Source organism: Sphingomonas sp. PL20 (assembly GCF_017875905.1).
In the GTDB taxonomy this organism is placed as follows: Bacteria; Pseudomonadota; Alphaproteobacteria; order Sphingomonadales; family Sphingomonadaceae; genus Sphingomonas; species Sphingomonas echinoides.
This window is the reverse complement of the sequence record NZ_JAGINH010000001.1, coordinates 38,793-60,437: the sequence shown is the minus strand read 5'-3', so window position 1 is coordinate 60,437 and position 21,645 is coordinate 38,793. Positions and strand designations below refer to the sequence as shown.

The following is a 21,645-nucleotide window of genomic DNA, read 5'->3' as shown; positions in this document are numbered from 1 at the left end:
TACTACCCTCGTCAGCATGGCTACCAGCGCCAGCATGGCTATCAGCAGCAGCATGGCTATGATCGCGGGTATAACCAGCACTACCAACGCGGCCACGACAACTATCGCGGTCATTGACTCGCGGCTCGCATCCCGAGACGTAACCGGATCGGGAGGCGAGCGCCGCGATTATCTTTTCCGGAAAAAGTTAACTCAACAGGCTTACCTGCTCTCGCCAGCGCGAAGCAAATTGTGGATAGCGGTCGCCGCCTGCGCAGCTTGACCCATTGCAACACTGATCTGATCAAGACTTTCAACGACATCGCCGGCCGCGAACAAACCGCTAATCGAGGTCTGTTGATGGGCGTCGGTGATAACACAGCCGCCTTCGCTAAGCTTCACCCCGATCTCAGCAACGAGTTGTGTGTGCGGCGAGGAGCCAAGTGCCGGATACAGGGTGTCGAACGAGAGCCGTCGCCCATCTCCCAGTCGAACCGCGATCTGATCGGCTTCGATCGATATTTGATCGACCGCTTCTTTGATAATTTCGACACCGAGTGCGACGAGCCGCGCCTCGTCCGGCCAGGAGAGTTCGGGCGAGCGCTGCGCCAGCAGCGTCACGCGTGCGCCATACGGGCGTAGGAACTCAGCCTCGGCGGCGCCATGATCGTCACAGCCGAGCACAGCGATATTGGCACCCTTCGCCTCATAAGCGTCACACACGGGACAGTAGCGGATCAGGCCGCGCGCCAATGCAACATCGTGCGTCGCCTGAGGCATCGAGGGCCGGCGATTTCGGACACCGGTGGTTAGGATCACGGTAGGGCTATGCCAGCTTGTCGTATCCGTCGCGACGGAGAACCCGTCCTCGACGATCGCCAGGCGAACCACCCTGCCCTGCTGAACCGTTGCGCCGTAAGTTTGCGCCTGCCGCGTCATCCGCGACAGCAGGTCCGCACCACCAATCCCGTCTGGAAATCCCGGCAGATTGTGTGACCGCGGGATCGAACTCGCACGGCCCGCGCCAGCGTCGACGACAACACAGTTGCGTAGAAAACGCCCGAGATAGGTCGCAGCTGTCAGCCCGGCGGGGCCTCCGCCGATGATGACGCAATCCACCTTGTCCTGCGACGTCGACGTGTCAACTGCCGTGCTCATAGAGCCAATCTCCCAAGCCGGCTCCAGCGCGTGCTCTATTCACGTTTACGCGCGCACTGCACTTGTCCCTCACGCCGGTTGTCGCGGAGGGTCATTCCAGTCCCGCATACGCCCAGTGGTCGTCATTCAAGCAGAGTTGGATGGTTTTGCTGCGGTCGAGCTTCCCGTATTAACAAGCTCAACGGATCGGCGCTTCAATGGCCGCCGTGACCACCACCGTGACCGCCGCCACCACTATGACCGAACCCGCCGCGATGACCAAAGCTGCCGCCGCGTCCATAACCACCGCCGTGGAATCCGAAGCCAATTCCAAACGAACCGTAGAAGGGCGACCCATAGCCCGGATAGCCATAGTAAGGATCGTAATAACCCCCGCCGCCCCGATAGCGCGCGTTATAGGCCAGATCTCGGGCCGGCACCGCGATCAGGCAAGCTTGTGCATCGCCCGCCTGGGCCGCTGGGACCGGCGTAGCTGGAGGCGCGTCCGGCGCTGACAAGGGCTGCGCGACGAATGCTCCCGGCGTGTTACACGGCACCGCAAAATAGGCGATATTGCGGCTCGGCTGTCCATAGGACGCGCAACCGCCAAGCCCCGCTGCGAGCCCGGAAATTGCCGAAAGCCTTAAGATTGTCGGTGACATGCGAAAGCCTCCATCGATTGGGCCTGGATCACGACGGTCGCCGAGGCTGCAAGGCGCATGCACAGTCTCAAACGCTGCTGCCGACCTAGGCGCTAGCCGGAAAACATTGGCTCAACAGTCATCTGAACCGCCCATATTAATTGATACGCATATGGCGCGGAAACCCCTCAAAGTGCGCCCCTGCTCACTCCATCACTGCGAGCAGATCGTCGACCGTCGTGGTCGCGAACGCGGTGAAGCTGTCCGCCACTGCGTAGGGGAGCAGCAGGTCGCGGCCAACTACGAGCGCGCCGCAGCTGTAAACGACGTTGGGGACATAGCCGTCGCGCTGCTTGGGGCTTGGAGCCAGAACCGGTCGAGGTGTTCGCGCCAGGAGCCTTGAGGGGTCGCGCCTGTCGAGGAGGCATGCGCCGATGCAGTAGTTGCGCACCGTGCCGACCCCGTGCGTCAATACCAACCATCCCTCGTCCACTTCGATCGGTGAGCCGCAATTGCCCATCTGGACAAACTCCCACGGATAGCGCGGCTCGATCAGCTTTGCACCGCCGGCCCAGTGCAGGATATCGTCAGATCTCAGCAGCCAGATATTTTTGTTGTCCTGGCGACCCAGCATCGTGAACAAGCCGTCGACCCGACGGGGGAAAAGCGCCATCCCCTTGCCCGTCGAGGCATCGCCGGTAAGCGCGCGCATCTCGAAGGTGCTGAAGTCGGTGGTGGTCAGCAGCTCCGATCGCGCCTCTGCGCCACTGAACGCGGTATATGTCCCATGGTAGGCGAACGTGCCGTCACTTTCGTCAAAGCGGACCAGCCTGAGATCCTCGATACCCTGGCGTTGGCTAGGCAGCACCGGAAACAGCACGGTTTCCGACAAGGTCTCGCTGCCGGCATACCGGAGCCGGACCAGGTCGTCGGTATTGGCACGCTCAATGATCGGCTGCATCGACACCGAACTGGGATCATCCACGATCAGCGCGCCGCCCGGTTTCCATCGCCCCGTGCGAAACGTTACCGAGGAAAGGTGGCCCTCGCCGATCCCGCGCAGCGACAGGATGATCCGAACCTCGCCATCGACAACGCCGCTTTGTTCGTGATGTAGGACAGCGCCGGGATTGAACAACGCTGCGCTCTCATAGGCATATTCTTGGCTGAAATAGGCTCCGATCAGTCGGCGTCGCGCGTCGTCGCAGCGATCGGCACTTTCGAAGTGATCCGCGATCTCGTCAAAACGCCGCCGCAGCATCGCGTCGACGTCGCGGTGGTTCTGGTCGAGTGACGCGGTGACGCCCTCCAGCTGACGGGTTAATTCCGCCTGGTCTAGCGACAGAATTAAGTCGACCGTTTCCTGAGTGCGGGTCGTGCCAGCGTCAAAGCCTCGCGGATAGCCGGGCTCGAATGGCCTGACCAGGGTACGCGACGGGTCGGGCCGCAGTGTGACATGGGGAAAACGAAGTTTCGCGCGCTGGATCATGTCAGGCTTTCTCAATTTGCGGCATGTGAATGGCCGGCTTGGCCAATCGAAAGCGGTCATTTCCGCCTCATTATGAAGCCGCTACCCAGGCTGGAGATGTCGCCGCACCACAGCGCTCATTCGGCGCCTTGCCGGGATGTCGATGCGCGCGGCCATGAACCACGAGGCAATGCAGAATGCAGACAACAGGACAAACCCTGACCAGGGCGCAGGTAACTGCGGAAGACCTGGTAAAAGTTTGGGCAGACCCATCACGCCAATCGTGAAGACGGGGATTTGCAAGACATAGATGGGATAGGAAATCTCCCCCAGAAAAGCGCTGATTCCTCGACTTGGAACCGGGTTGCGCCCAACCGAAGCGGCTACAATCAGCGGAAATAGAAACAGCACGCAGGCCGCATCAAATAGCCCTCGCAAGGCAGGTGGTATCGGCGCACCAAGGGCGCCGATCGTGATCACGATGATGATGACCTGGGGTAGCTTGACGGAAGTCAGCGCTGCCAATCTTCCCGCCTCCCGAGCGCGGTGTATCAAAACTCCGACAGAGAAGGAAAAGGTGACCCTGATTGCGGCTAGATGAGCATCAGGCCAATATGCTCCTCCATTAAGATTGCCGCGAATGAGCACCAATGCCAAAAGGACCAAGCCCGATATGCTGGTGATCATTCTCAGTCGTTTGACAGTCAGAAATCTGAAGCAAAAGCCGTAAACAGCGTTGGCGAGCAGCTCGAAGGACAGAGTCCAAGCTACAAAGTTCGCAGGAAATAGCGGTTGATACGGGATACCCACCGGTGGCGAAGGCAACATCGCGACGTTGAACATGCCGGAGAGCATTATCTCCGCTGCGAGATGATCGTTTCGATAGTAATAAGCGAGTTCAACGATGCCCAGCGCCAAGGCCAGCAGATAGAACGGATAAAGGCGGATTAGCCGAACAGTGATGAAAGCCCCTCCCCCCATTCCGTCTTGAAGCCTCACATCATAAGCGCGGGCGAGCACGAAGCCGCTCATGACAAAGAACAAGTCTACCGCGAGGTATGCTCCGCTTGCTACGAAGGGAGCGAAGGCTTGCGGGTAATGCAACGTGATGACGCTTATGGCGGCAAGACCCCGTAGAATGTCTAGGATATGAAAGGACCGTGATCGCTTCTCCGCCGTTCGCTCGGCGCGACCTGTCGCAACATCGGCCATCTCGTGATCCCCAACCGCAGGCCGACCCCAAAGTTGTCTGAACACGACAGGCCCCGTTTGATTTTACGCGGCAGCGGTGTTTACCCCTCACGGCTCTAGGCGACACAGGGTCCAGAGGCGCGCAAGGAGGTTGGCATACCTCTTCGCCCAAGCCACGCGGCTGCGCATGGCATGACATCCTGCCCGCAACATCGACGAGCATTCCCACCCAAAGACTCCCGGCGCCGAACTCGAATCTGACTTGCAGCCGTGCGCATCTAGAACAATGAAGGGATTATTAACCTCGTATCTTCATCATGCGGATGTAGTCCCACATTTCCGCGAGAGAGCATGCCATCCTTTATTTCCGTAGCGATGGCCGCTGGCAGTGCGCCCAGCATACTGTTGGGCGTGATCGGGCTGAGCTGCGTTGTTATTTGGCCGTTCCTGCGCAGTTTGCGTCGGGTGATCGTCGTCCAGGGCGTAGGCGCGACCGCCTTCACATTTCAGTTCGCCGTCCTTGGCGCCTCGACCGCAGCTGTGGCTTGCGGCATCTCGCTAGCGCAGCTGATGATCGCGCTGACCGTACGTGACCGTCGAACGCGGGTTGCGCTCAATGTCGCGAGCCTCGTCATCCTTGCCGCGCTGGCTCTTATCACATGGGCAGGGATATCATCGCTTCTGGCCGGTTGCGGTGGCTTAGTAAGCATGGCTGCGCGCAATCAGCCATCGCCTATACGGATGAAGGTAGGCTTCCTGATCGGGGCTCCCTTCTGGTTGGCACACAATATTATAGTCGGCGCGCCGTTTGCGCTGACGGTGGATTTCATCTCCATCGTCACCAACATCGGCGGGCTCGGCCTAGCGGCGTTCGGGGCGCGGCGGAGCCTGCAAGCCGCGGGCTCAGGCGCTGTATTGCGTAATGCAGGGGGCGTTCGCCACTGTTGACCTCAGCCTTCTTCACCCACTCGTGAAGGGTCTGGATGCGCAGCGGATCTTATCAACAACCGACACCACGACCGACCAGTGCGACGTATAATCGCCTTCGTGATCCAATATCATCCGCACCGCGCGAGCGCGGACCGTCCGCGTGATGGCTTGGTATTCCCCTACACCGCGCCGGGTGCATAAGGGTTTTGGGCTTAACCCGCGTATTATAAGATGTGGTCCATGTCTGTTCTGCGCGCGCGGGCCTAATCAGCGACAGGTATCGCGACATACGGCCGCGACTCTGGTCTGGTACGAAGGAGGACATTATGAAAAAGACGAAGAAGCGCTTCTATCTAGCGGCGGCCGCCGGCTTGTTGCTTACCGGCGCAGTGGGTGCCTCTGCTGATCCGGGCTATGGTCAGGGTCATGGCCGCGAATCGCGGAACTCCTACTATCCCGGCCCGAACAATTCGAGAATTCCTTACCAGACCGGCTATTACCAGGACGCGGGCAACCGCCGACAGCAATACACCTATCCCTCGGATTGGCAGAATTACGGTCGGCCTCAATCTTGGTACCAGGGACATCCTGCCTGGCATACTTTCGATCGTCCGGACTATTACCGCCGGGGCGTGCACCGCTAACTAAGGACGAGTTTCTTTCGTTCCGAAAGTGCATGGCGCAAGCTGACGACTGGCTTACGAGCAGTCACATGCCGGCCGTTGAGCGAGGCGCAGGCGATCACTGATTGCGAGAATGCGAGCGCTGAGCGAATGTGGCCCATGACGCGCATCTCGGCCCCGTCGTCGTTCGACAGGAATCTGGAAAATGCCGGCTTTTATGAACCTGCGAGATATAGGACTGTTCCTCCATAGCGCCCGCACCGACGCGCGTATTGAACGACTGCGGCCCACCATTGGGTCCGCCGCTGCGCTTGAAGCGATTTATGCTGCCGATTCCGACCCATGGTCGGCGGCATCCGCTCGCTACAGGTACCAGCACCGTAAATATGAAGTGCTGATCTCGCTTCTGCCCCCCAGACGTTTCGCGCGCGCACTCGACCTTGGCTGTGGCCTTGGGCTGCTGTCGCGCCATCTCGCCTCCCGTACGGACAACGTGGTAGGAATAGACGTTGCTCCCTCGGCAGTGGCCCGTGCCCGCGTCCTTCACGCAGATCAGCAAAATCTGCTGTTCGAGGCCCAGGACCTGCTTTCCCTACCAAGCGCTTTCGATGGCAGCTTTGATCTCGTGGTCGTCGCCGACGTACTCTATTACCTGTCTCCGCTTGACGACGCATTGCTGAAGGCCTTGGCTATGCGCATCGCAGCACTTTTGGCGCCGGACGGCATGTGCATGTTGGCCAATCACTACTTTTTCCGGCTCGATCCGGAATCGCGCCGGTCGCGGCGTATCCACGACGCCTTTAGCTGGTCGCCTGGTTTTGTTCTTCAGTCTGAGCACCGCCGCCCATTCTTTCTCACGACGCTCCTGCAACGCGCCGGAGGGATGCCGGCGGCAGCCTCACCGGAGAGACGGCCTGCGTAAGGCGAAGTATTCTCCCTGCTGATGCCTACGGCGCCCACGGGATGTAATCTAGCCCCGACCTATGTCCGCCCGCCCGCGCCGATCCTGAGGGCTCTCCCGCAAGGTGGTGCGTACCCGAGCAGTTTGACGGACACAGCGCAGGCGCTCAACTGGCGCGAGGTTTTGCGAGACGCGCGCTTGCAGGCAGTGGTTCCTCCAGCTTTGTAGCCGGCTTCCGAAAGGCGATAACTTGCGGCAGACGCGTTGACTACGCCAAGCATGGGCCAATCTCTCGTCGATCGTACAGCCAGTCTCGCGAGCGCGTCGCGAACCTCCTGAAAGCCGTCTGGATCGCGGATCGCGCGCTCATACCGTCAAGCAAGGTTGCTTCCCGAGCTGCTCTCTGGCGAAGTCGCGAGAGACCGCTTTCGAGACCATGATCGCGACAAGCGCGACCACGGCTCCGGCGATGATGTCGATGAGATAGTGCGTTCCTTCTACAGGCGTCGCCAGCAGCATCGCCAGGTTCACAATCATAATTGGCCACCGCAGAGACCGGATTGGCCAGGCCGCTATGATGAAGAGTAGCGCACTCGCAGCGTGAAAACTGGGAACGGAAACCAGCCCCTGCAATTCGCCCAGGTTAATCCGGTGTAGGGCATTATTTCTTAGGCTTGGAATAAGCTCGGCCTGATATAGCGCGTTCGCGGGCACATAGGGCAGCGGCCCACGCCAAAGAAGCGCAAGCGGGCCCTTTGCGGGAACAAAAACGAACACCACCAGCGTGAGCGTCGCGGCGGCCCAAAACGAGAAAATAAACAGGCGCGCCTCGATTTTGCGCCCGGTCCACGCGAAATAGCCGAGCAGTAACGCGGGTGAGGCATAGATGCTTTCATAGGCGGCGCGATCAAGCCACTGTATCGCAGGGCGATCCGCAACGAACCGGTACCATGCCAGCCAGTCGAACCCCAGCATCTGGTCGACACGTTCGAGCGGCACGTCCGCGAAGCCCGAACTCATCACCGCCAAAGGATAGGGGGCTACGGCGCCGATCAGACAGAGGCTCGTGAACACGCCGAAATATTCGGCGGCGTCGCGCCACATGCGCTGATTCTCGGACCGCGGAGTGCGGAACCAGAGACCGATGGCGCTGAAGGCGCCAACGGCTGCCCCAATCAGGACACCGAGCCATAACGGAGCCTCGACCGTGATCCCCGCCCACGCCATCAACGTGGCAACCGCCGCAAGGCTAAAAGCCACGACGCCGAACAGCCACGCAAGGGGGATCACCCTGGGCGTAGTTCGCTCGCTGGCACTGCTTTGGCGGCCCGCGCTCGGCGGGCGGCGCTCATTTCCGAAGCTGAGAATATGAAAGCTCATGACGAGCCGTGCGCTGTTCCCGATCTACGTGCCCCGACGCAGTGCCGAGCAGCCCGGAAAAATACCAACGCGGCGTCGCCGCGGTCCGCATCAGTGCGCAGCCGCAAGCACGGCAGACCGCCCGCTGCACGCCATCGTCGTTGTCCTCGATGCCATGCGGCTGATGATTACCGCTGGTGCAGGCGAGGCTGGGTGATCGCCTTACCACGCGCTATCTCCTTAGTGATGCAGCTCGTTACGGGGCAGCCCGCGATGCCGGTGAGATGCCAGGACAAGTTGCTTGAATATGTCGTCTGAGTTTCCTGCTCTTGCCGCCTTGGGGGAAGTCGACGCCAGTGGTGCCGCGTCAGAGCCCTTAATGACAGATACGCACGAAACGAGATTACCCCTTGCGCGAGCCCTCGGCCACCGTACTAAATTGGCATGCTCATGATGTCCTTGTACGCGGACAGCAATTTGTTGCGGACCTGCAGGGTCGCCTCGAACGCGATCGAGGATCGCTGGCCGGCGAGCATGACCTTCGCGATGTCGGTCGTTTCACCGCGCTCATAGGCTTCAGCGGCGGCGTCCTCCTCTTCACCGAGTTGGCTAACCTTCTGCAATTCCGCCTTGAACGTCGATGCGAAGCTCGTCTGCTGAGAAGGGTTGGTCTGGCCTATTGCAGCACTTGTGTTCGTACCGCTTGGGCCTCCCGGCCCCACGCCTTTTTGGAGCACCGCGTTCATCGCAGATTCGAAGCTTGGTCGCCCGACCGCGCCTGGACCGGCGACTGTGCCGGAAACGCTCGCAACATTGCGCAGCGCGGCATTCCTATCCAGGATCGCACTACGTGCCGCCAGCACGTTATTGATCGAAATGTCGCCCACGCGGCAGCCCTCCCCCGGGCTCCAACCCGGTATTCAGAAGACGTAGGGCCAAGTCGTTACATCATGGTTAACAGAAATTAAGTGCTGCCGGCGCGCCGAGAACGAATGAACATCGGCTGTCGAGGCCGTTCAGCCTCATCTCATTGCTCAGGTCTTATTCTCTCCTTTGCCTGCTGATGTCGCGGGCGACCAAGGAGAGTTACCATGTTGCGCAAGATCATCGCTGCCGCAGCGCTCGCGGCCACTGCGGCCCTCGCGGTCGCCCCAAGCGCGGCGCTCGCGCAAGACAGGGATCATGGCGGTTGGCAGGCCCAAGGCGATCATGGTGGCCAGCACGGCGGTCGCTGGGTCGGCCAGGGCGGCCATGGTCAAGGCGGGTATGGTCGAGGCGGCTACGACCCCCGCAACAACCGTTCGAATGGCTATTACGGCAATAGCGGTTCCTATGCCGGCGACCGCTCCTACCGGCAGCAGCGCGATCACGGCCGGGATCGGAGCAGCGGGTATAACCAGAACGGCAATAGCGGCCATGATCAAGGTTACGTTGGGCATTGACCCCCGTTCCGCTGCGCTTGCACGACCGCTCGTTTAGGGTCGGCTCAGGCGTATTCCGGCATCCTCTCGGTTGTTCGATCGTTGGAGTCGGTGTCTAGTTCAAGGAGAAGCCCGATGTTGAAAGCATCCCTGCTGGCCTTGGCTGCCGGAACAGCCATGATCGTCGTTCCATCCGTCGCTGCCGCGCAAGGTCATCACGGCCATCACTCGGGTGGCCATGGGCGTTTTTCAAGCGGGCACTATGGAGGCCATGGTTCTTATCGTTATGCCGCTTACCCGGCATATGGCGGTCGCCACCTCCACCGCGGCTACGGGGCTTACGGCGGGTATCCCGCCTATTCGCGCGGGTATTCGGTTTCGATCGTGACTGGCGGGCATGGGCACGGCTACTATGGCCATCACGACTACGGCTATGGCGGGCACGACGGCGGCTACGGCTACGGAGGCGATCATGACTATGCTGGAGGTCATGATGGTGGCCACGGCTCCTACGACGGTGGTCATGACAGCGACGGACATGGTGGTGATCACCATTGACCAGAGCAGGACACGCTGTCTGCAGACTGTGCGTGTTAGCTACAGTCACCTAATCGTTAGCTCGCTTTGTACTACGTTTTTATTGCCCTACAGAGGCAAACGCGGCCGGTGTGTATGAAATACCGCAGGAGGTGCCGTCGATCCATCGACACGCCACCGGCCGCGCCCTCAGCGTACCTCCCACCGGAACAGTTTTGCGGAACAGTCCACCTTTTTGGTGCTCAAAATGTCCACTCTCTCCGCATAGAAGGTGGCGAGCAGCCGATGTGCAGATTGAGCCTCCACCTTGTCAGCCTTCTCTGCGAGCGTCCGCTCCTGCTGCGCCCGGCGTTCGTAATAGGCTAGGTTCGACTCAGACATCGCAAGCCACCTCTCTCCTTGGGATTAACTCATACACCTATCAGGACGATGTGTCAGGACCCGCGACAGATGGCGCGTTGCGTTGATCAGCTTCGGCCTCCCGTTTATTGGGCTCTTCGCTGTGATGCCATATCTCCCGCGAACGGTCGTTCGCGGGATACCCCGCGCCTATCGCGGCCGAGGTCGCAGAATAGCCCGATTAGCTTCCCAAAACCGCCTCTTGTTTCCTTCTCCGAAATCCGGCTAGGTCGCGTCGAGTTTTCGGAGAAGCCCCTTGCTCGTCGGCTATGCGCGCGTGTCCACCAGGGACCAGTCCCCTGCCCTACAGCTCAATGCGCTCCGCGAAGCCGGGTGCGAAAAGGTGTTTATGGAGAAGGTGTCGGGCGCGCAGCGCGACAGGCCGGAGTTGCGGGCAGCGCTCGACTATCTCCGCGCCGGTGACACGCTGGCGGTGTGGAAGCTCGACCGGCTCGCGCGCTCCGTCCGGCAGCTCGTGGAGACGGCCGAAGATCTCGCCAAGCGCGAGATCGGCCTTCGCGTGCTCACCCAGGCGATCGACACCACTAGTCCGGGCGGGCGGCTCGTCTTCCACGTTTTCGCGGCCGTCGCCGAGTTCGAGCGCGAGCTGACCTTGGAGCGCACCCATGCCGGGCTTGCCCAGGCGCGGGCCTTGGGGCGGCGCGGCGGGCGCAAGCCGGCAATGGGGCCGGCCGAGATCAAGCGAGCAAAGGCGATGCTCGCCGATCCGACCATCACCGTTGAGGAGGTGGCGGCGCAGCTCGGGGTGCAGCCGTCGACGCTCTACCGGCACATACCGGGCGGGCGCAGCTCGCTTAGCCAACCGGCCTAGATGGAGGCCGTCGTTCGCCGGCCCGCGTCATTGTCCCATCCACCCAACCCTTGGGGCCTGGCCTTGCGGCCCGGCAGTTAGGCGAACAGGTCGCCGATCGCGCGCACCCGGAAGGCGTTGAGCCAACGGCGCCTACGGTGTTCGGCCGCGTCGTGGACCATATGGCAGCGTTGACAGAGCGCCGCGAGGTTACGCGGCCGATTGTCGCCGGGATCGTGGTTCAGGTGTGCGCTGGCGAGGACCACGCGCGTGATTCGCAAGGGCGCTGGCGGGTCGATGCCGGCGAGCCCCGGTTGCGCCCGCGCCAGCTCGTCCGGCGACGGCAGGCGGCGAAGCCCCCTGCCCTGCCCGTCGCGCCAGGTCGCGGCGTCCGCGTCCCACCAGACGCCATTCCCTAAGTGCAGAACGTCGCGGCCGTGCGGGCGGCAGCAATGCTCGCAGCGCCCTCTGGCGCGCCGAAACCGGATGAGGTTGGACAGTTCGCGCCAGTCGATCGGGTAGAGCCAGCGATGTTCGCGCGCGATCGGCATGACGATCCTATGAGTCATGGCCGATGAGAACGAAAGCGGAAAGTTGCCGCTTTCAGGTTCAAATCACGCGGCGCGAACTTCCAGTGTTACACCCGATGCGCGTTGCAGCGTGCTGATGACCGAAAACAGATTGTCAGCAGCCGGATTGCCCGCCGGGCTGAACATCCGCATCAGGCTTTTGGATGGCCTTCCGGTTCGTTCGGCCAATTCCTCGAAACCCACCGTCGCCTTGATGTAGTCGCGCAGGACCGCCTTACCCGTCTCGATGTTACCAACGAGAAAGGCGTTGACCGCTTCGGTGAGGAGCGCCGAGCGAAATGCCGGGTCCGCTTGAACACGCGCGCGCACAGTGTCCTTGAAGTTGCGAGTGAGAGCCATCACGATCTTCCTTTCTTCCGCGCCTTGTAGTCCGCCCACAGCGACTTGGCGGTGTCGATGTCACGCTGCTGTCGCTTCTTCGTGCCGCCACTCAGGAGGATAACGAGGGTTTGGCCGTCCATGCCGAAATAGACGCGATAGCCAGGCCCGAAATCGATCCTGTATTCGGAGACGCCCTCTCCCACCGGTTTGACGTTGGAAATCGCGCCACGTTCGACCTTGTTCAGCGCCACCGTCACCTTTGCGGCCGCTACCGCATCCAGCGCGGTGAACCAGAGTCCGAACGGGCTTCGCCCTTCCCCGTCCTCATACTCCTTTAGCACCATCAGTTCCATATATGTTACCATTGGTCTGATCGTCAAGGGTTGGACGCGCCCCAAGGGGCCGCGCTCTATCTCCGCTTGGCAGCTCCGATCGAGCCGCCGTGCTGGCGTCTCGCCCCTGACGGGCTACGATCGCTCGCGCGAACATAGAGGCCGCCGAGGCGGCAGTGTTGTTGTACCCGCCCACCCAACCCGGAGGTCTGCCTCGGCCGACAAGAAGATGTTGTGCGATCCTGCCATTCTGCATACTATCACGTTATCAACATTGAAGGTGTGCACACGTGCATATAATCACACTTGCAGCGCAAAAGGGCGGCGTCGGTAAAACGACGCTTGCGGTCAATCTGGCGGTTGCGGCGCAAGCGGCAGGCATCAGGACGGCACTGTTCGACCTTGACCCACAAGAAAGCGCGACAGCGTGGAGCGAGCGCCGCGAAGCCGAGCTACCCCATGTGGAGCCGATCAGCGCGCGCCGCTTGAACCAAGCGATCGACGCGGCCGAGGCAAACGGTTTCGACCTCACTATCATCGACACGCCCCCGGCAGCCGGAGCCGAGGCAGCCGCAGCCGCGCAACGGGCCGATCTCGTGCTGATACCGTGCCGCCCTTCCCTCATCGACTTGGACGCGATCAAACGCACGGCCCAGCTCATCATCAGCACCGGCAGGACCGGCTTTGTCGTGCTCAATGCGGCCCCGCCCACAGCAACGACGCTGCTGGATGATGCAAGGACGCTGGCGGAAGATACCGGGCTAAAGGTCGCGCGCGCAGTCATCAGGGAGCGCAGCGCCTATCGGGCAGCATGGCCCTACGGACTTGGCGTGACCGAGCACGAACCCAATGGCAAAGCCGCCCAGGAGATTGCGTCGCTTCGCCAGTTCCTATTTGATGAATTGCAGAATTGCACACCTGCAAATGTGAAGGCTTGATATTATGGCACGACGATCATCGCTCCTCGCGCCCGCAGTCGCCACGAAACCGAAGCCGGAATCCGTTGCGGCCGAGCGCGTAGCCTCTCCGCCAGACGCGCGCGCGTCGCGATCGAGCGGGCAACGACCGGGCAAGTATCACTTGGGCGCTTATTTCGAACCCGCCGATCCGACCGCCGAAGCGTTCCGGGTGCTGGCGGCGAGGACGCGCCGCAGCCATCAGGATTTGCTGGCCGAAGCGATCGCCGAGCTGGTCGCCAAATACGACGCCGACAAGCAGTTCGGACGTGCTTGAACGTGTGCACATATGCACACCTGCAAATGTGCAGGATTGAACTATGAAAAAGCGGCGCGATCCTAGCCCGGAGTTCGACCTGTTCCTGCCGATCATGGGCGACCTTCCGCTCAAGGATCAGCGGGAGACGATGGAACGGCCGTTCTTTTCCTTGCAGAAACGCAAGCGGGTCAAGCCGATCGAATATACCAGTCCGGACGGTGCGACCTGGGTGAAGATCGAGGCGATACCCGCCTACGGCATGGCGACAATTTGGGATGCCGATATCATCATATGGGCCACGTCGGCGCTCAATCGGATGCGAGAGCAGGGGGTCAACGACCTACCCAGGACGCTTACAACCACGTCCTACGACCTATTGCGGGCGATCAAGCGCAACACCAGCGGACGCGCCTATCAAGATCTTCAAGCCGCGCTACAGCGGTTGCAGACGACTTCCATTTCGACGTCGATCCGCGCCCCCAAGCGGCGCAGCAAAGCGGGCTTCAATTGGCTCGACAAATGGACGTTAGAGGTCGACCCCGACACCGACCAGCCTCGCGGCATGACCATCACCCTGTCGGATTGGGTCTATGAGGGGATCATGGCGGAGCGGTCGCTTCTTACCATGCACCCCGATTATTTCCTGCTGACCGGCGGGCTTGAGCGGGCGCTTTATCGCATCGCCCGCAAGCACGCCGGGAATCAGCGCGGCGGGTGGACGTGCCGGGTGGAGGTGCTGCGCGACAAGACCGGCAGCGACAGCAAACCCAAGGAGTTCAACCGGATGCTCCGCAAGATCGTGGAGACCAACCAACTCCCCGATTACGCAGTGGAAATGGTCGCGACGAACGATGGTAGCCCCGCCATTCAATTTCGGTTGAGAGGGGAGGCGGAAGCCTTGGCGCTCTCCGAGCAGCTCCAGGCCGAACAGGACCGACGCGACCGCATGGAAGCCGATCGACGGCGCACCACAGAGGTCGATGACCTCATGGACCGACTTTCAGGGCGCTCCTAACTATCGTGTTATCACACACCGCTGCCCCGGAAAGCGGCGCGGCGCGGTTGAGACCAAGGGGAGGCGAAGCCCCTTGGACACCGGCGATCGACGTTCCCGAGCCGTTTCCTATCGTGTTTTCACACACCTTGGACTCGTGTTTTCACACACCGCACTATCGTGTTTTCACACACCGAATCACGTGTTTTCACCCACCGGGGGTTACCGTAAGCCTTTGTTTTCTAGGCAGGAAAAGACCGGTTTTTGCAACTTAACCTACTTAACGATTCATATTTAACAGAATCTCTTAACGTCAAACAGCCCACGCTTAAGACGGAAAAGAAGACCAATGGAATCGGCCTACAGGCCGATGCGCTTTCACTTCGTGCCGCCTTCGGCGTCACAAGGGCGGCGCAAGCGCCGCTGGCTTAGCGGGAAAGAAGTGGGACAGGGTAGCGACGGAATCCCCCCTCCACAGCCGTCAGGAGCGGGGTGAGGGCAGGAGGGGGGCTTTCAGGTGGTTTCGGGGCGCAGATCGCGCGAACGTCACCAGCGGGGCTTAAATCGGTCCGCCCGTATCGGCATCATCACCGTCGTTCGTGCTTTCAGGGATCAATCACGTCGGATCAAACCGCCCGGCGAACTCGCGATCGTCATAGTAGCGCAGCTTGGCGGCGATAATCGGCCGCTGCCCGGCGAGGAACAGGAGCTGGCGATCGGGGCGGAGCGTGCGGACCTCATCGGGGGTGAGCAGGGCGCGGCCGACGTGCTGCTGCCCGTAGGACAGGCCGCTTTCCTCCGCGTCGAGCGCGCGGCTCATGGTCTCGAACACGACGGTTTCCTGCCCGGCCAGGTCGGAGACGAGCTTAGCGCTGTCCTGATCGTTGACCCCGAACACTTGTAGCACCCCTGCGTTCGACAGGAAGGTGCCGGCCCGCTGCCCGTATAGCGCGCGGAGCTGGTAAACGTCCTGCAGGATCGGCCAGAGCTGGACGCCATAGCCCGCCATCAGTCCCATCGCGCGTTCGACCGGTTCGAGACGACCGAGGGCCGCGAACTCGTCGAGCAGGAACAGCACCGGCCAGGGCGGACGACCCGGCGCGCGCGCCAGCTCGGTCAGGGCTTGCGCCATCATCAGCCTCAACCACCGGGCGTAGCTGGCGAGCCGATCGGGCGGCAGCACGAGGAACACCGTCGTCGGCGCATCCTTCAATCCCGCGAACGTGAAGTCCGAGCCGCCCAACACCGTCGCCATGCGCGGGGAGTCGAGGAAGTGGGTATGGCGTTGCGCGGCGGACAGCACGCCGGCCGCTTCGCGATCGGATTTGCCGAGCTGGCGATTGGCGGCGCGCGCGACCAGGCCACCTTGCGCTTGCATCGCGGCGAGCTGCGCCGCCAGATCGGCCGGGGCGAGGGTTAGTCGATCGCGCAGCGTATCCAGGGTGCGCGTCGCGGGCGGTTCGGTAGCGACGATGTGGAGCAGGATGCCGGCGATCAGCGCCTTGGCTTCCTCGTTCCAATGCGCGTCGCCGGCTTCGCCGGGCGCGTCGTGGACCAGCGCGTCGGCGAGCGTCATGCAATCGTCGGCGAGATCGAGGCCGTGCGGGTCAATGCGATCGAGCGGATTAAACGCTGCCGAGGCCAGGCCAGTGACGCCGAACGGATCGAGGACATGGACTGCGCCGAACTTGCCGCGCTGGCGCGCGGCGATGCGGGCGTTCTCGCCTTTGGGGTCGATGCAGACGACCGCGAACGGATATTCGAGCAGGTTGGGGATGATCGTGCCGACACCCTTGCCGGTGCGGGTGGGGGCGATCGTCAGCAGATGGGGGTCGGTACATAGAACGGACCCAGATATACGCTAAGGTTTCGCCGGACCTTCGACGGCGTGCACCTGGCGAAGCGGCCTGAGGGCGGACGATGGCGCATCGGGGTCGGTCCAAAGATAATCGCCGGTGAGGTTGATGTGCTGCCATCCGAGCGGCGAAAGGTGTTGCAACAGGTCCGGCGGGATCGACCGGCCGAGACTGGCAAGATGCATGCGGGCGGCTTGCAGGTAGGTCGTGTTCCACAGGACGATAGCACCGGCGACGAGGTTGAGCGCGCTCGCCCGATGGGTCTGGGCTTGCAGGGCGTGATCACGGATGCGGCCGATCCGGTGGAAGAAGATGGCGCGTTTCAGAGCATTTTCGGCCTCACCCTTGTTGAGTTCGCGGGTTGCGCGGCGCCGCTGTTCGGGCTGCTCGATCCAGTCGAGTGTAAACAGGGTGCGCTCGACGCGGCCGATCTCGCGCAGTGCCAAGGCCAGGCCATTGGCCCGTGGATAGGAGCCGAGCCGTTCCAGCATGATCGATGCACTCACGACGCCGGTGCGGATCGAGGTGCCCAAGCGCAGCACGTCGTCCCAGTGTGCGGCGATCAGGGCCTCGTCGATCCTGCCCGCGACCAGCGGCGCGATATCTGGGCCAGGTTCGATTCCGTTGAACAGGTGAAGCCGGCGCGCGGCGATGTTAGGGATGCGCGGCGCGAACCGGAATCCAAGTAGATGGCATAGCGCAAACACATGGTCGGAAACGCCCCCACCATCGACGTGATGCTCCTCAATGTGCAGATCGGCACCATGATGGAGCAGCCCGTCCAGCACCTGCGCCGCCTCGCTTGCGGATGCGGAGATGACGGTGGAATGAAACGGCGCGTAGCGATCCGAGACATGGCTGTAGAAGGAGACAGCAGGCTCCGCCCCCTTGTGCGGATTGACTGCGCCGGTCGCCTGAGCACGGCGATCAAGCAGGAAGTTCTGACCGTCCGAACTGGACGAGGTCCCGGACCCAAACAGGGCGGCGAGCGGCGCGGTGTGCTGGGCATTGACCAACCGGGCGAGAGCCCTACCGTAGGTTTCCTCGCGTAAATGCCATGAGGCGAGCCAACTGAGTTGGCGTTGGGTCACGAGATCGCAGGCTTCTGCCATGCGCTTATGGCCAAGATTGGTCGCATCGGCGAGCACCGCCGTCAGGATAGCGCGGGGTTCATCGGCAACCCGACCGCTTTGCAGATGCGTGAAGCACTGGCTGAAACCGGTCCATCGATCGACTTCAGCAAGGAGATCGGTGATGCGGATCGCGGGCAGATGGGCGTAGAGCGGCGCAAGGGCGCTATCCGCTTCATCCGGCGTGACCGCCTTCAACGGCGAAATCCGCAGCTTGCCAAGGCTGAGTTGTACGTCTTCCAGCGCGTCCGTCTCCGCCTTCCGCTCGACCTCTGCCAATCTCCGGGCGAGACGGGTACGCCGTTCGTCCAGCCAGGCACTGGCCGTATCGGGTGCCGGGATCGGCAAAGGGCCGGCTGCGCGCATGGTGGCAAATACCGGACTTGGAATAAGCTGTTGCTCGACGGCACGATAGCGTCTGCTTCCCTCGACCCACATGTCGCCGGCACGAAGCCTGTCACGAAGCTCGACTAGGACGCAAAATTCATAAACTCTGCGATCGGGAATGCCGGGGCCGATCGCGCGACGCCAGGCCTGCCGAATGAAGGCAACTGGTGTATCCGGCGGCAGTTTTTTCAGGCGACCTAGATGAAGGTCGCGCATGATAGCGACTGCTCGCGCGAGCGTATGGCAGGCCGGGACCGCTCCGAACGTGAACGAGGCGATGAACAAGGGACCGACCTGTCGGAGAACGGGGTAGTTGGTTGCGGCGACGGTAACGGGATCGACGGCATCGGGGCGGATCAGCTTGCGGGCTTCATCGACTTCACGGCCAAGATCATCCCATCCAACTGCGGCCTCGACCGCGGCGCCGATGTCGCCGCCCGACACCTTGGCAGTGAGCAGGGCATCGCCGAGCCGGGCAAGTAGCCGGATCTTACCGTTGATGTTGCGCCGGTCGCGCTTGAGCGCTGTGTCTGCGCTGTTCTGCTCGCGCCGAAACATCTGACCCAGCAGGCGGTCGAACATCAGCACCGCATCGTCGGTGAGCGTGACGATGGTTTCGAGTACGGTTGCCGCCAGCGTCGCACGGCGCCGCGTTGCTTGCAGCGTTCGGACATGTTGCGCCGTCAGCCGAGCCCCTTCCTGACAGAGGCGTCGCAGGCGTTCAGGATGTATGCCTGCCGCGATATCGGGATCGATCCCAATATCGCGCAGCAGAGCTAGCCGCCGGATGATGACGGCGAACGTCTTGCGACCGGGCTTGCCGGGCGGCTGCCGCACCCATCCGAGGCCGCTGAGGTTCGTGCCGGCGTGAGGCAGAAGAAGGGCATCAAGCAGACGGCGTTGCCCAGTCTCCAGCCCTCGGGTCAGATGCTCGGCGACATGGCGCTCGGCGTCGAGCAGCGCCTGCGCAACCATCCGTTCGACCGAACTGATGCCAGGTACGATGATGCGCCGTCGTCGGCACTCGCCTAGTAGCGACCGTGCCAGCCCAGCCCCGCTGGTCGTCGTCAGCGCAATCGGCAGCAGCCATTCCTGCAACGCCGCTCGCAATGGCCGGCTGAACTGTGTGAACCCAAAGCCCTCGCGCAGCGCATCGAGCTGTTCGTACCGGGTCGGGCCGCGCGTCGCATAATCGGCCAGCACCTCGGGCGCGATCTGCAATTGCTCGGCGACGAACGCGAGCGGCGTATCGGGGATCAATTCGCCCGGGCGCAGCAAACGGCCGGGATAGCGCAGCGCGCATAGCTGGATCGCGAAACCCAGACGATTATGCGGTCGCCTGCGGCGCACGATGATAGCCAGGTCATCCTCACTCAACGTCCAGTGCTGAACGAGCGTGGTTTCATCATCGGGAAGTGCGAGCAACGCCATGCGTTGCTCGTCCGACAGCACGGCGCGACGAGGCATTGGGTTAGGCTTTGGCGGGCGGCGCCCAACCGATCCGGGCAAGAGTGCCAATCAAGGTCGAACGCGGCACCTTGAAGGTGCGACAGACGGATGCCTTGCTTGCTCCGCCATCAAGCGCGGCAGTAATCCGTTCAAGGGTCTCAGTGTCGATCATGGGAGGCCGTCCACCCTGGCGCCCTCGACGCTTTGCAGCCGCCAGTCCCGCCATCACCCGCTCGCGCGTCAGCGCGCGCTCATATTGCGCCAGCGCGCCGAACAGCGAAAATAGCAGTTCGCCGTGCGGCGTGTTCGTATCCATCTGCTCAGTCAGCGAACGGAACGCGATGCCACGCGCCTTCAGGTCAGTGACGATCGCCAGCAAATGCGGCAACGATCGCCCAAGCCGATCGAGTTTCCACACGATCAGCGTATCGCCCGCACTCAGATAATCGAGGCAGTCCTTCAGGCCCGGTCGATCGTCGCGTGCTCCCGATGCCTTATCAGTATGCAAATTACGCGGATCGACACCCGCCGCGACCAGAGCGTCGCGCTGAAGATCGACAGTTTGGCGATCATCGGCCGATGACACCCGCATATATCCGACCAGCATGTACGACAAACCCTCAAAACCACTTTGTCGTACACTACATCAAAGCGACAGGGTTTGTCGACTATTCAGGCGCGGGATTGCCGACCAAAGCCGAGGGATCACCCAAGGGTGTCCGAAAACATGTGTTTTCCGACAGGTTAGACCCCGCAGGTCGCGCAACTCGCGCGCCATTGGTCAGGCCGGAGGAATGGCCGAATCCGGGGACCTGCCTGCCGGACAGCTTTCAGGGTCAGAATGATCGATAGCCACCGGTGCGCAATGGCGAAACCGCCGGGTCTTGACGCTCAGTTCGTGACGAACCGCTAGCATCCCATATCATGGCCGTGCCTCTGTCCTTAGTTGGTGGTGATTGTTGGTACGGCTGACATACCGACCCGCAGTCGACGAGCCTCGGGCTGGCCGTCGTTGAACACGATGCGGACAGCCAGGCGCTGAGTGATCTTGGTGAAGTTGCCAGTAGCATTCTCCGGCGCCACTTCTGCGAAGGACACGCCGGTCGCGGGCGCGATACTCTCGACGTGCCCCTTCAATTCGAGCCCAGGCAGCGTATCGAACCGCACAACCGCATGCTGGCCAGGGCGGATGCGCTCAAGCTGCGTTTCGCGGAAACGGGCCTCGACGTAGGCTTTTCGCAACGGCACGACCGCAAGAAGCGGTGCGCCGACAGTCACGAAATTGCCGACGCGCAGCGTGCGGCGACCGACAACGCCATCCACAGGGGCACGGATTTGCGTGTAGCTAAGATTAAGGCGCGCGGCATCGAGCGCGGCCCGAGCCTTGGCTACCGCCGCCTGCGCATTGGCCAGATCGGATTGCAGGATCGGAACCTGCGCGTGCGCCGCAGCGTGGGCAGCCGCATCGCGTCGGCGGGCCGCAAGATCGGCTTGCAGCCTGGAGGACGTTTCCTGCTGCTCCTGAAGGCTGGCCGAGCCGTCCTTCGCCAGATCAGCGTAACGCCGGGCGTTGGCCTGAGACAAGGCGACCGCCGCTTCGTCCGCATCGATGGCCGCCGCACTCTGGCCAATCACGCTTCCCTGCCGCGCGATTGTAGCCTGGATGCCGCGAGCATTAGCCTCGGCAGCACGCAGCTCGGCTTCTGCCGACGCGACCGTCACGCGGTAGTCGCGATCATCGATGACCGCGAGGAGCTGCCCTTTGCGGACCTGCTGGTTGTCCTCGACAAGCACGCGGTCGATCAGTCCGGCAACCTTGGGGGCAACGGTGCTGAAATCGGCCTGGACGTAGGCGTCATCCGTACTCTGGCTTGCCGCACTGCCCTCGCCATGCGCGAGCGCCCAGCCTCCGCCCAGCACGGCTATGGCAATGAGCCCGCCAGCTGCAATGCGGGCGCTTTTCGGCATCTTCAT

The 21,645-nt window shown here is 62.0% G+C and carries 22 protein-coding genes and 1 pseudogene; 9 read left to right on the top strand and 14 right to left on the bottom strand.

What is annotated here, in order from left to right; translation table 11 throughout:
• Positions 1 to 201: 201 nt before the first annotated feature.
• The 4 genes from H4W01_RS00340 to H4W01_RS00325 form a co-directional block, all read right to left on the bottom strand.
• Positions 202 to 1,137 (bottom strand): NAD(P)/FAD-dependent oxidoreductase, encoded by a 936-nt coding sequence (locus H4W01_RS00340; RefSeq protein ID WP_209609347.1) that lies wholly within the window; start codon positions 1,135 to 1,137, stop codon positions 202 to 204.
• Positions 1,138 to 1,331: 194 nt separating this feature from the next.
• Positions 1,332 to 1,778, bottom strand: a complete 447-nt coding sequence (locus H4W01_RS22745; RefSeq protein WP_334685092.1) for a hypothetical protein — start codon at positions 1,776 to 1,778, stop codon at positions 1,332 to 1,334.
• A 184-nt stretch (positions 1,779 to 1,962) separates the two neighbouring features.
• On the bottom strand, positions 1,963 to 3,246 hold the full coding sequence (locus H4W01_RS00330; RefSeq protein WP_209609357.1) for a glycoside hydrolase family 130 protein: 1,284 nt from the start codon (positions 3,244 to 3,246) through the stop codon (positions 1,963 to 1,965).
• 81 nt (positions 3,247 to 3,327) lie between these two features.
• The gene (locus H4W01_RS00325) at positions 3,328 to 4,437 is read right to left on the bottom strand and encodes an acyltransferase family protein (RefSeq protein ID WP_209609345.1); all 1,110 of its coding nucleotides are present in this window, start codon (positions 4,435 to 4,437) and stop codon (positions 3,328 to 3,330) included.
• A gap of 330 nt (positions 4,438 to 4,767) precedes the next feature.
• Here H4W01_RS00325 and H4W01_RS00320 point away from each other — a divergent pair, with 330 nt between their 5' ends.
• The 3 genes from H4W01_RS00320 (at position 4,768) to H4W01_RS00310 (ending at position 6,891) form a co-directional block, all read left to right on the top strand.
• Positions 4,768 to 5,364: a YgjV family protein gene (locus H4W01_RS00320; RefSeq protein ID WP_209609342.1), complete on the top strand. Its 597-nt coding sequence runs from the start codon at positions 4,768 to 4,770 to the stop codon at positions 5,362 to 5,364.
• Between the two features lie 308 nt (positions 5,365 to 5,672).
• The gene (locus H4W01_RS00315) at positions 5,673 to 5,990 is read left to right on the top strand and encodes a hypothetical protein (RefSeq protein WP_209609340.1); all 318 of its coding nucleotides are present in this window, start codon (positions 5,673 to 5,675) and stop codon (positions 5,988 to 5,990) included.
• 184 nt (positions 5,991 to 6,174) lie between these two features.
• The gene (locus H4W01_RS00310; protein ID WP_209609338.1) at positions 6,175 to 6,891 is read left to right on the top strand and encodes a class I SAM-dependent methyltransferase; all 717 of its coding nucleotides are present in this window, start codon (positions 6,175 to 6,177) and stop codon (positions 6,889 to 6,891) included.
• A gap of 345 nt (positions 6,892 to 7,236) precedes the next feature.
• Here the strand turns inward: H4W01_RS00310 and H4W01_RS00305 are convergent, their stop codons facing one another.
• Positions 7,237 to 8,250 carry a phosphatase PAP2 family protein gene (locus H4W01_RS00305; RefSeq protein WP_209609336.1) on the bottom strand — a complete coding sequence of 338 codons (1,014 nt, stop codon included), beginning with the start codon at positions 8,248 to 8,250 and terminating at the stop codon, positions 7,237 to 7,239.
• A 413-nt stretch (positions 8,251 to 8,663) separates the two neighbouring features.
• A complete protein-coding gene (locus H4W01_RS00300) occupies positions 8,664 to 9,107 on the bottom strand; it encodes a flagellar hook-basal body complex protein FliE (protein ID WP_443024793.1) in 444 nt (147 codons plus the stop codon).
• A 213-nt stretch (positions 9,108 to 9,320) separates the two neighbouring features.
• Here H4W01_RS00300 and H4W01_RS00295 point away from each other — a divergent pair, with 213 nt between their 5' ends.
• Positions 9,321 to 9,671 (top strand): hypothetical protein, encoded by a 351-nt coding sequence (locus H4W01_RS00295; RefSeq protein ID WP_209609333.1) that lies wholly within the window; start codon positions 9,321 to 9,323, stop codon positions 9,669 to 9,671.
• Between the two features lie 114 nt (positions 9,672 to 9,785).
• Complete coding sequence (locus tag H4W01_RS00290; protein ID WP_209609331.1) at positions 9,786 to 10,208, top strand: hypothetical protein; 423 nt, start codon at positions 9,786 to 9,788, stop codon at positions 10,206 to 10,208.
• A gap of 168 nt (positions 10,209 to 10,376) precedes the next feature.
• On the opposite strand, the gene H4W01_RS00285 is transcribed toward H4W01_RS00290, so the two are convergent.
• On the bottom strand, positions 10,377 to 10,568 hold the full coding sequence (locus H4W01_RS00285; protein ID WP_209609329.1) for a hypothetical protein: 192 nt from the start codon (positions 10,566 to 10,568) through the stop codon (positions 10,377 to 10,379).
• Between the two features lie 274 nt (positions 10,569 to 10,842).
• On the opposite strand from H4W01_RS00285, the gene H4W01_RS00280 reads away from it, so the two are divergent.
• Positions 10,843 to 11,418 carry a recombinase family protein gene (locus H4W01_RS00280; protein ID WP_209609327.1) on the top strand — a complete coding sequence of 192 codons (576 nt, stop codon included), beginning with the start codon at positions 10,843 to 10,845 and terminating at the stop codon, positions 11,416 to 11,418.
• Between the two features lie 77 nt (positions 11,419 to 11,495).
• Here H4W01_RS00280 and H4W01_RS00275 read toward each other — a convergent pair whose 3' ends face one another.
• The 3 genes from H4W01_RS00275 to H4W01_RS00265 form a co-directional block, all read right to left on the bottom strand.
• On the bottom strand, positions 11,496 to 11,948 hold the full coding sequence (locus H4W01_RS00275; protein ID WP_209609325.1) for a hypothetical protein: 453 nt from the start codon (positions 11,946 to 11,948) through the stop codon (positions 11,496 to 11,498).
• 63 nt (positions 11,949 to 12,011) lie between these two features.
• Positions 12,012 to 12,326: a helix-turn-helix domain-containing transcriptional regulator gene (locus tag H4W01_RS00270; RefSeq protein ID WP_209609323.1), complete on the bottom strand. Its 315-nt coding sequence runs from the start codon at positions 12,324 to 12,326 to the stop codon at positions 12,012 to 12,014.
• Positions 12,326 to 12,661, bottom strand: a complete 336-nt coding sequence (locus H4W01_RS00265) for a type II toxin-antitoxin system RelE/ParE family toxin (RefSeq protein ID WP_334685091.1) — start codon at positions 12,659 to 12,661, stop codon at positions 12,326 to 12,328. The genes H4W01_RS00270 and H4W01_RS00265 overlap by 1 nt, the downstream gene beginning before the upstream one ends.
• Before the next feature lie 269 nt (positions 12,662 to 12,930).
• Between H4W01_RS00265 and H4W01_RS00260 the strand changes: the two genes are divergently transcribed.
• The 3 genes from H4W01_RS00260 to H4W01_RS00250 are packed head-to-tail and all read left to right on the top strand — an operon-like array spanning position 12,931 to position 14,870.
• Entirely contained in the window at positions 12,931 to 13,578 is a 648-nt protein-coding gene (locus tag H4W01_RS00260) for an AAA family ATPase (protein WP_209609321.1), read from the top strand.
• 4 nt (positions 13,579 to 13,582) lie between these two features.
• Positions 13,583 to 13,873: a ribbon-helix-helix domain-containing protein gene (locus tag H4W01_RS00255; RefSeq protein WP_209609319.1), complete on the top strand. Its 291-nt coding sequence runs from the start codon at positions 13,583 to 13,585 to the stop codon at positions 13,871 to 13,873.
• A 43-nt stretch (positions 13,874 to 13,916) separates the two neighbouring features.
• Entirely contained in the window at positions 13,917 to 14,870 is a 954-nt protein-coding gene (locus H4W01_RS00250; protein WP_133192509.1) for a replication initiator protein A, read from the top strand.
• A gap of 595 nt (positions 14,871 to 15,465) precedes the next feature.
• On the opposite strand, the pseudogene H4W01_RS00245 reads toward H4W01_RS00250, so the two are convergent.
• The 4 genes and pseudogenes from H4W01_RS00245 to H4W01_RS00230 form a co-directional block, all read right to left on the bottom strand.
• Positions 15,466 to 16,677 (bottom strand): annotated as a pseudogene (locus H4W01_RS00245) (type IV secretory system conjugative DNA transfer family protein); the annotation flags it as partial.
• A 33-nt stretch (positions 16,678 to 16,710) separates the two neighbouring features.
• Positions 16,711 to 19,689 carry a Tn3 family transposase gene (locus tag H4W01_RS00240; protein WP_209609318.1) on the bottom strand — a complete coding sequence of 993 codons (2,979 nt, stop codon included), beginning with the start codon at positions 19,687 to 19,689 and terminating at the stop codon, positions 16,711 to 16,713.
• Between the two features lie 4 nt (positions 19,690 to 19,693).
• Positions 19,694 to 20,278, bottom strand: a complete 585-nt coding sequence (locus tag H4W01_RS00235; protein ID WP_066659028.1) for a recombinase family protein — start codon at positions 20,276 to 20,278, stop codon at positions 19,694 to 19,696.
• 335 nt (positions 20,279 to 20,613) lie between these two features.
• Complete coding sequence (locus H4W01_RS00230; RefSeq protein WP_209609316.1) at positions 20,614 to 21,645, bottom strand: HlyD family secretion protein; 1,032 nt, start codon at positions 21,643 to 21,645, stop codon at positions 20,614 to 20,616.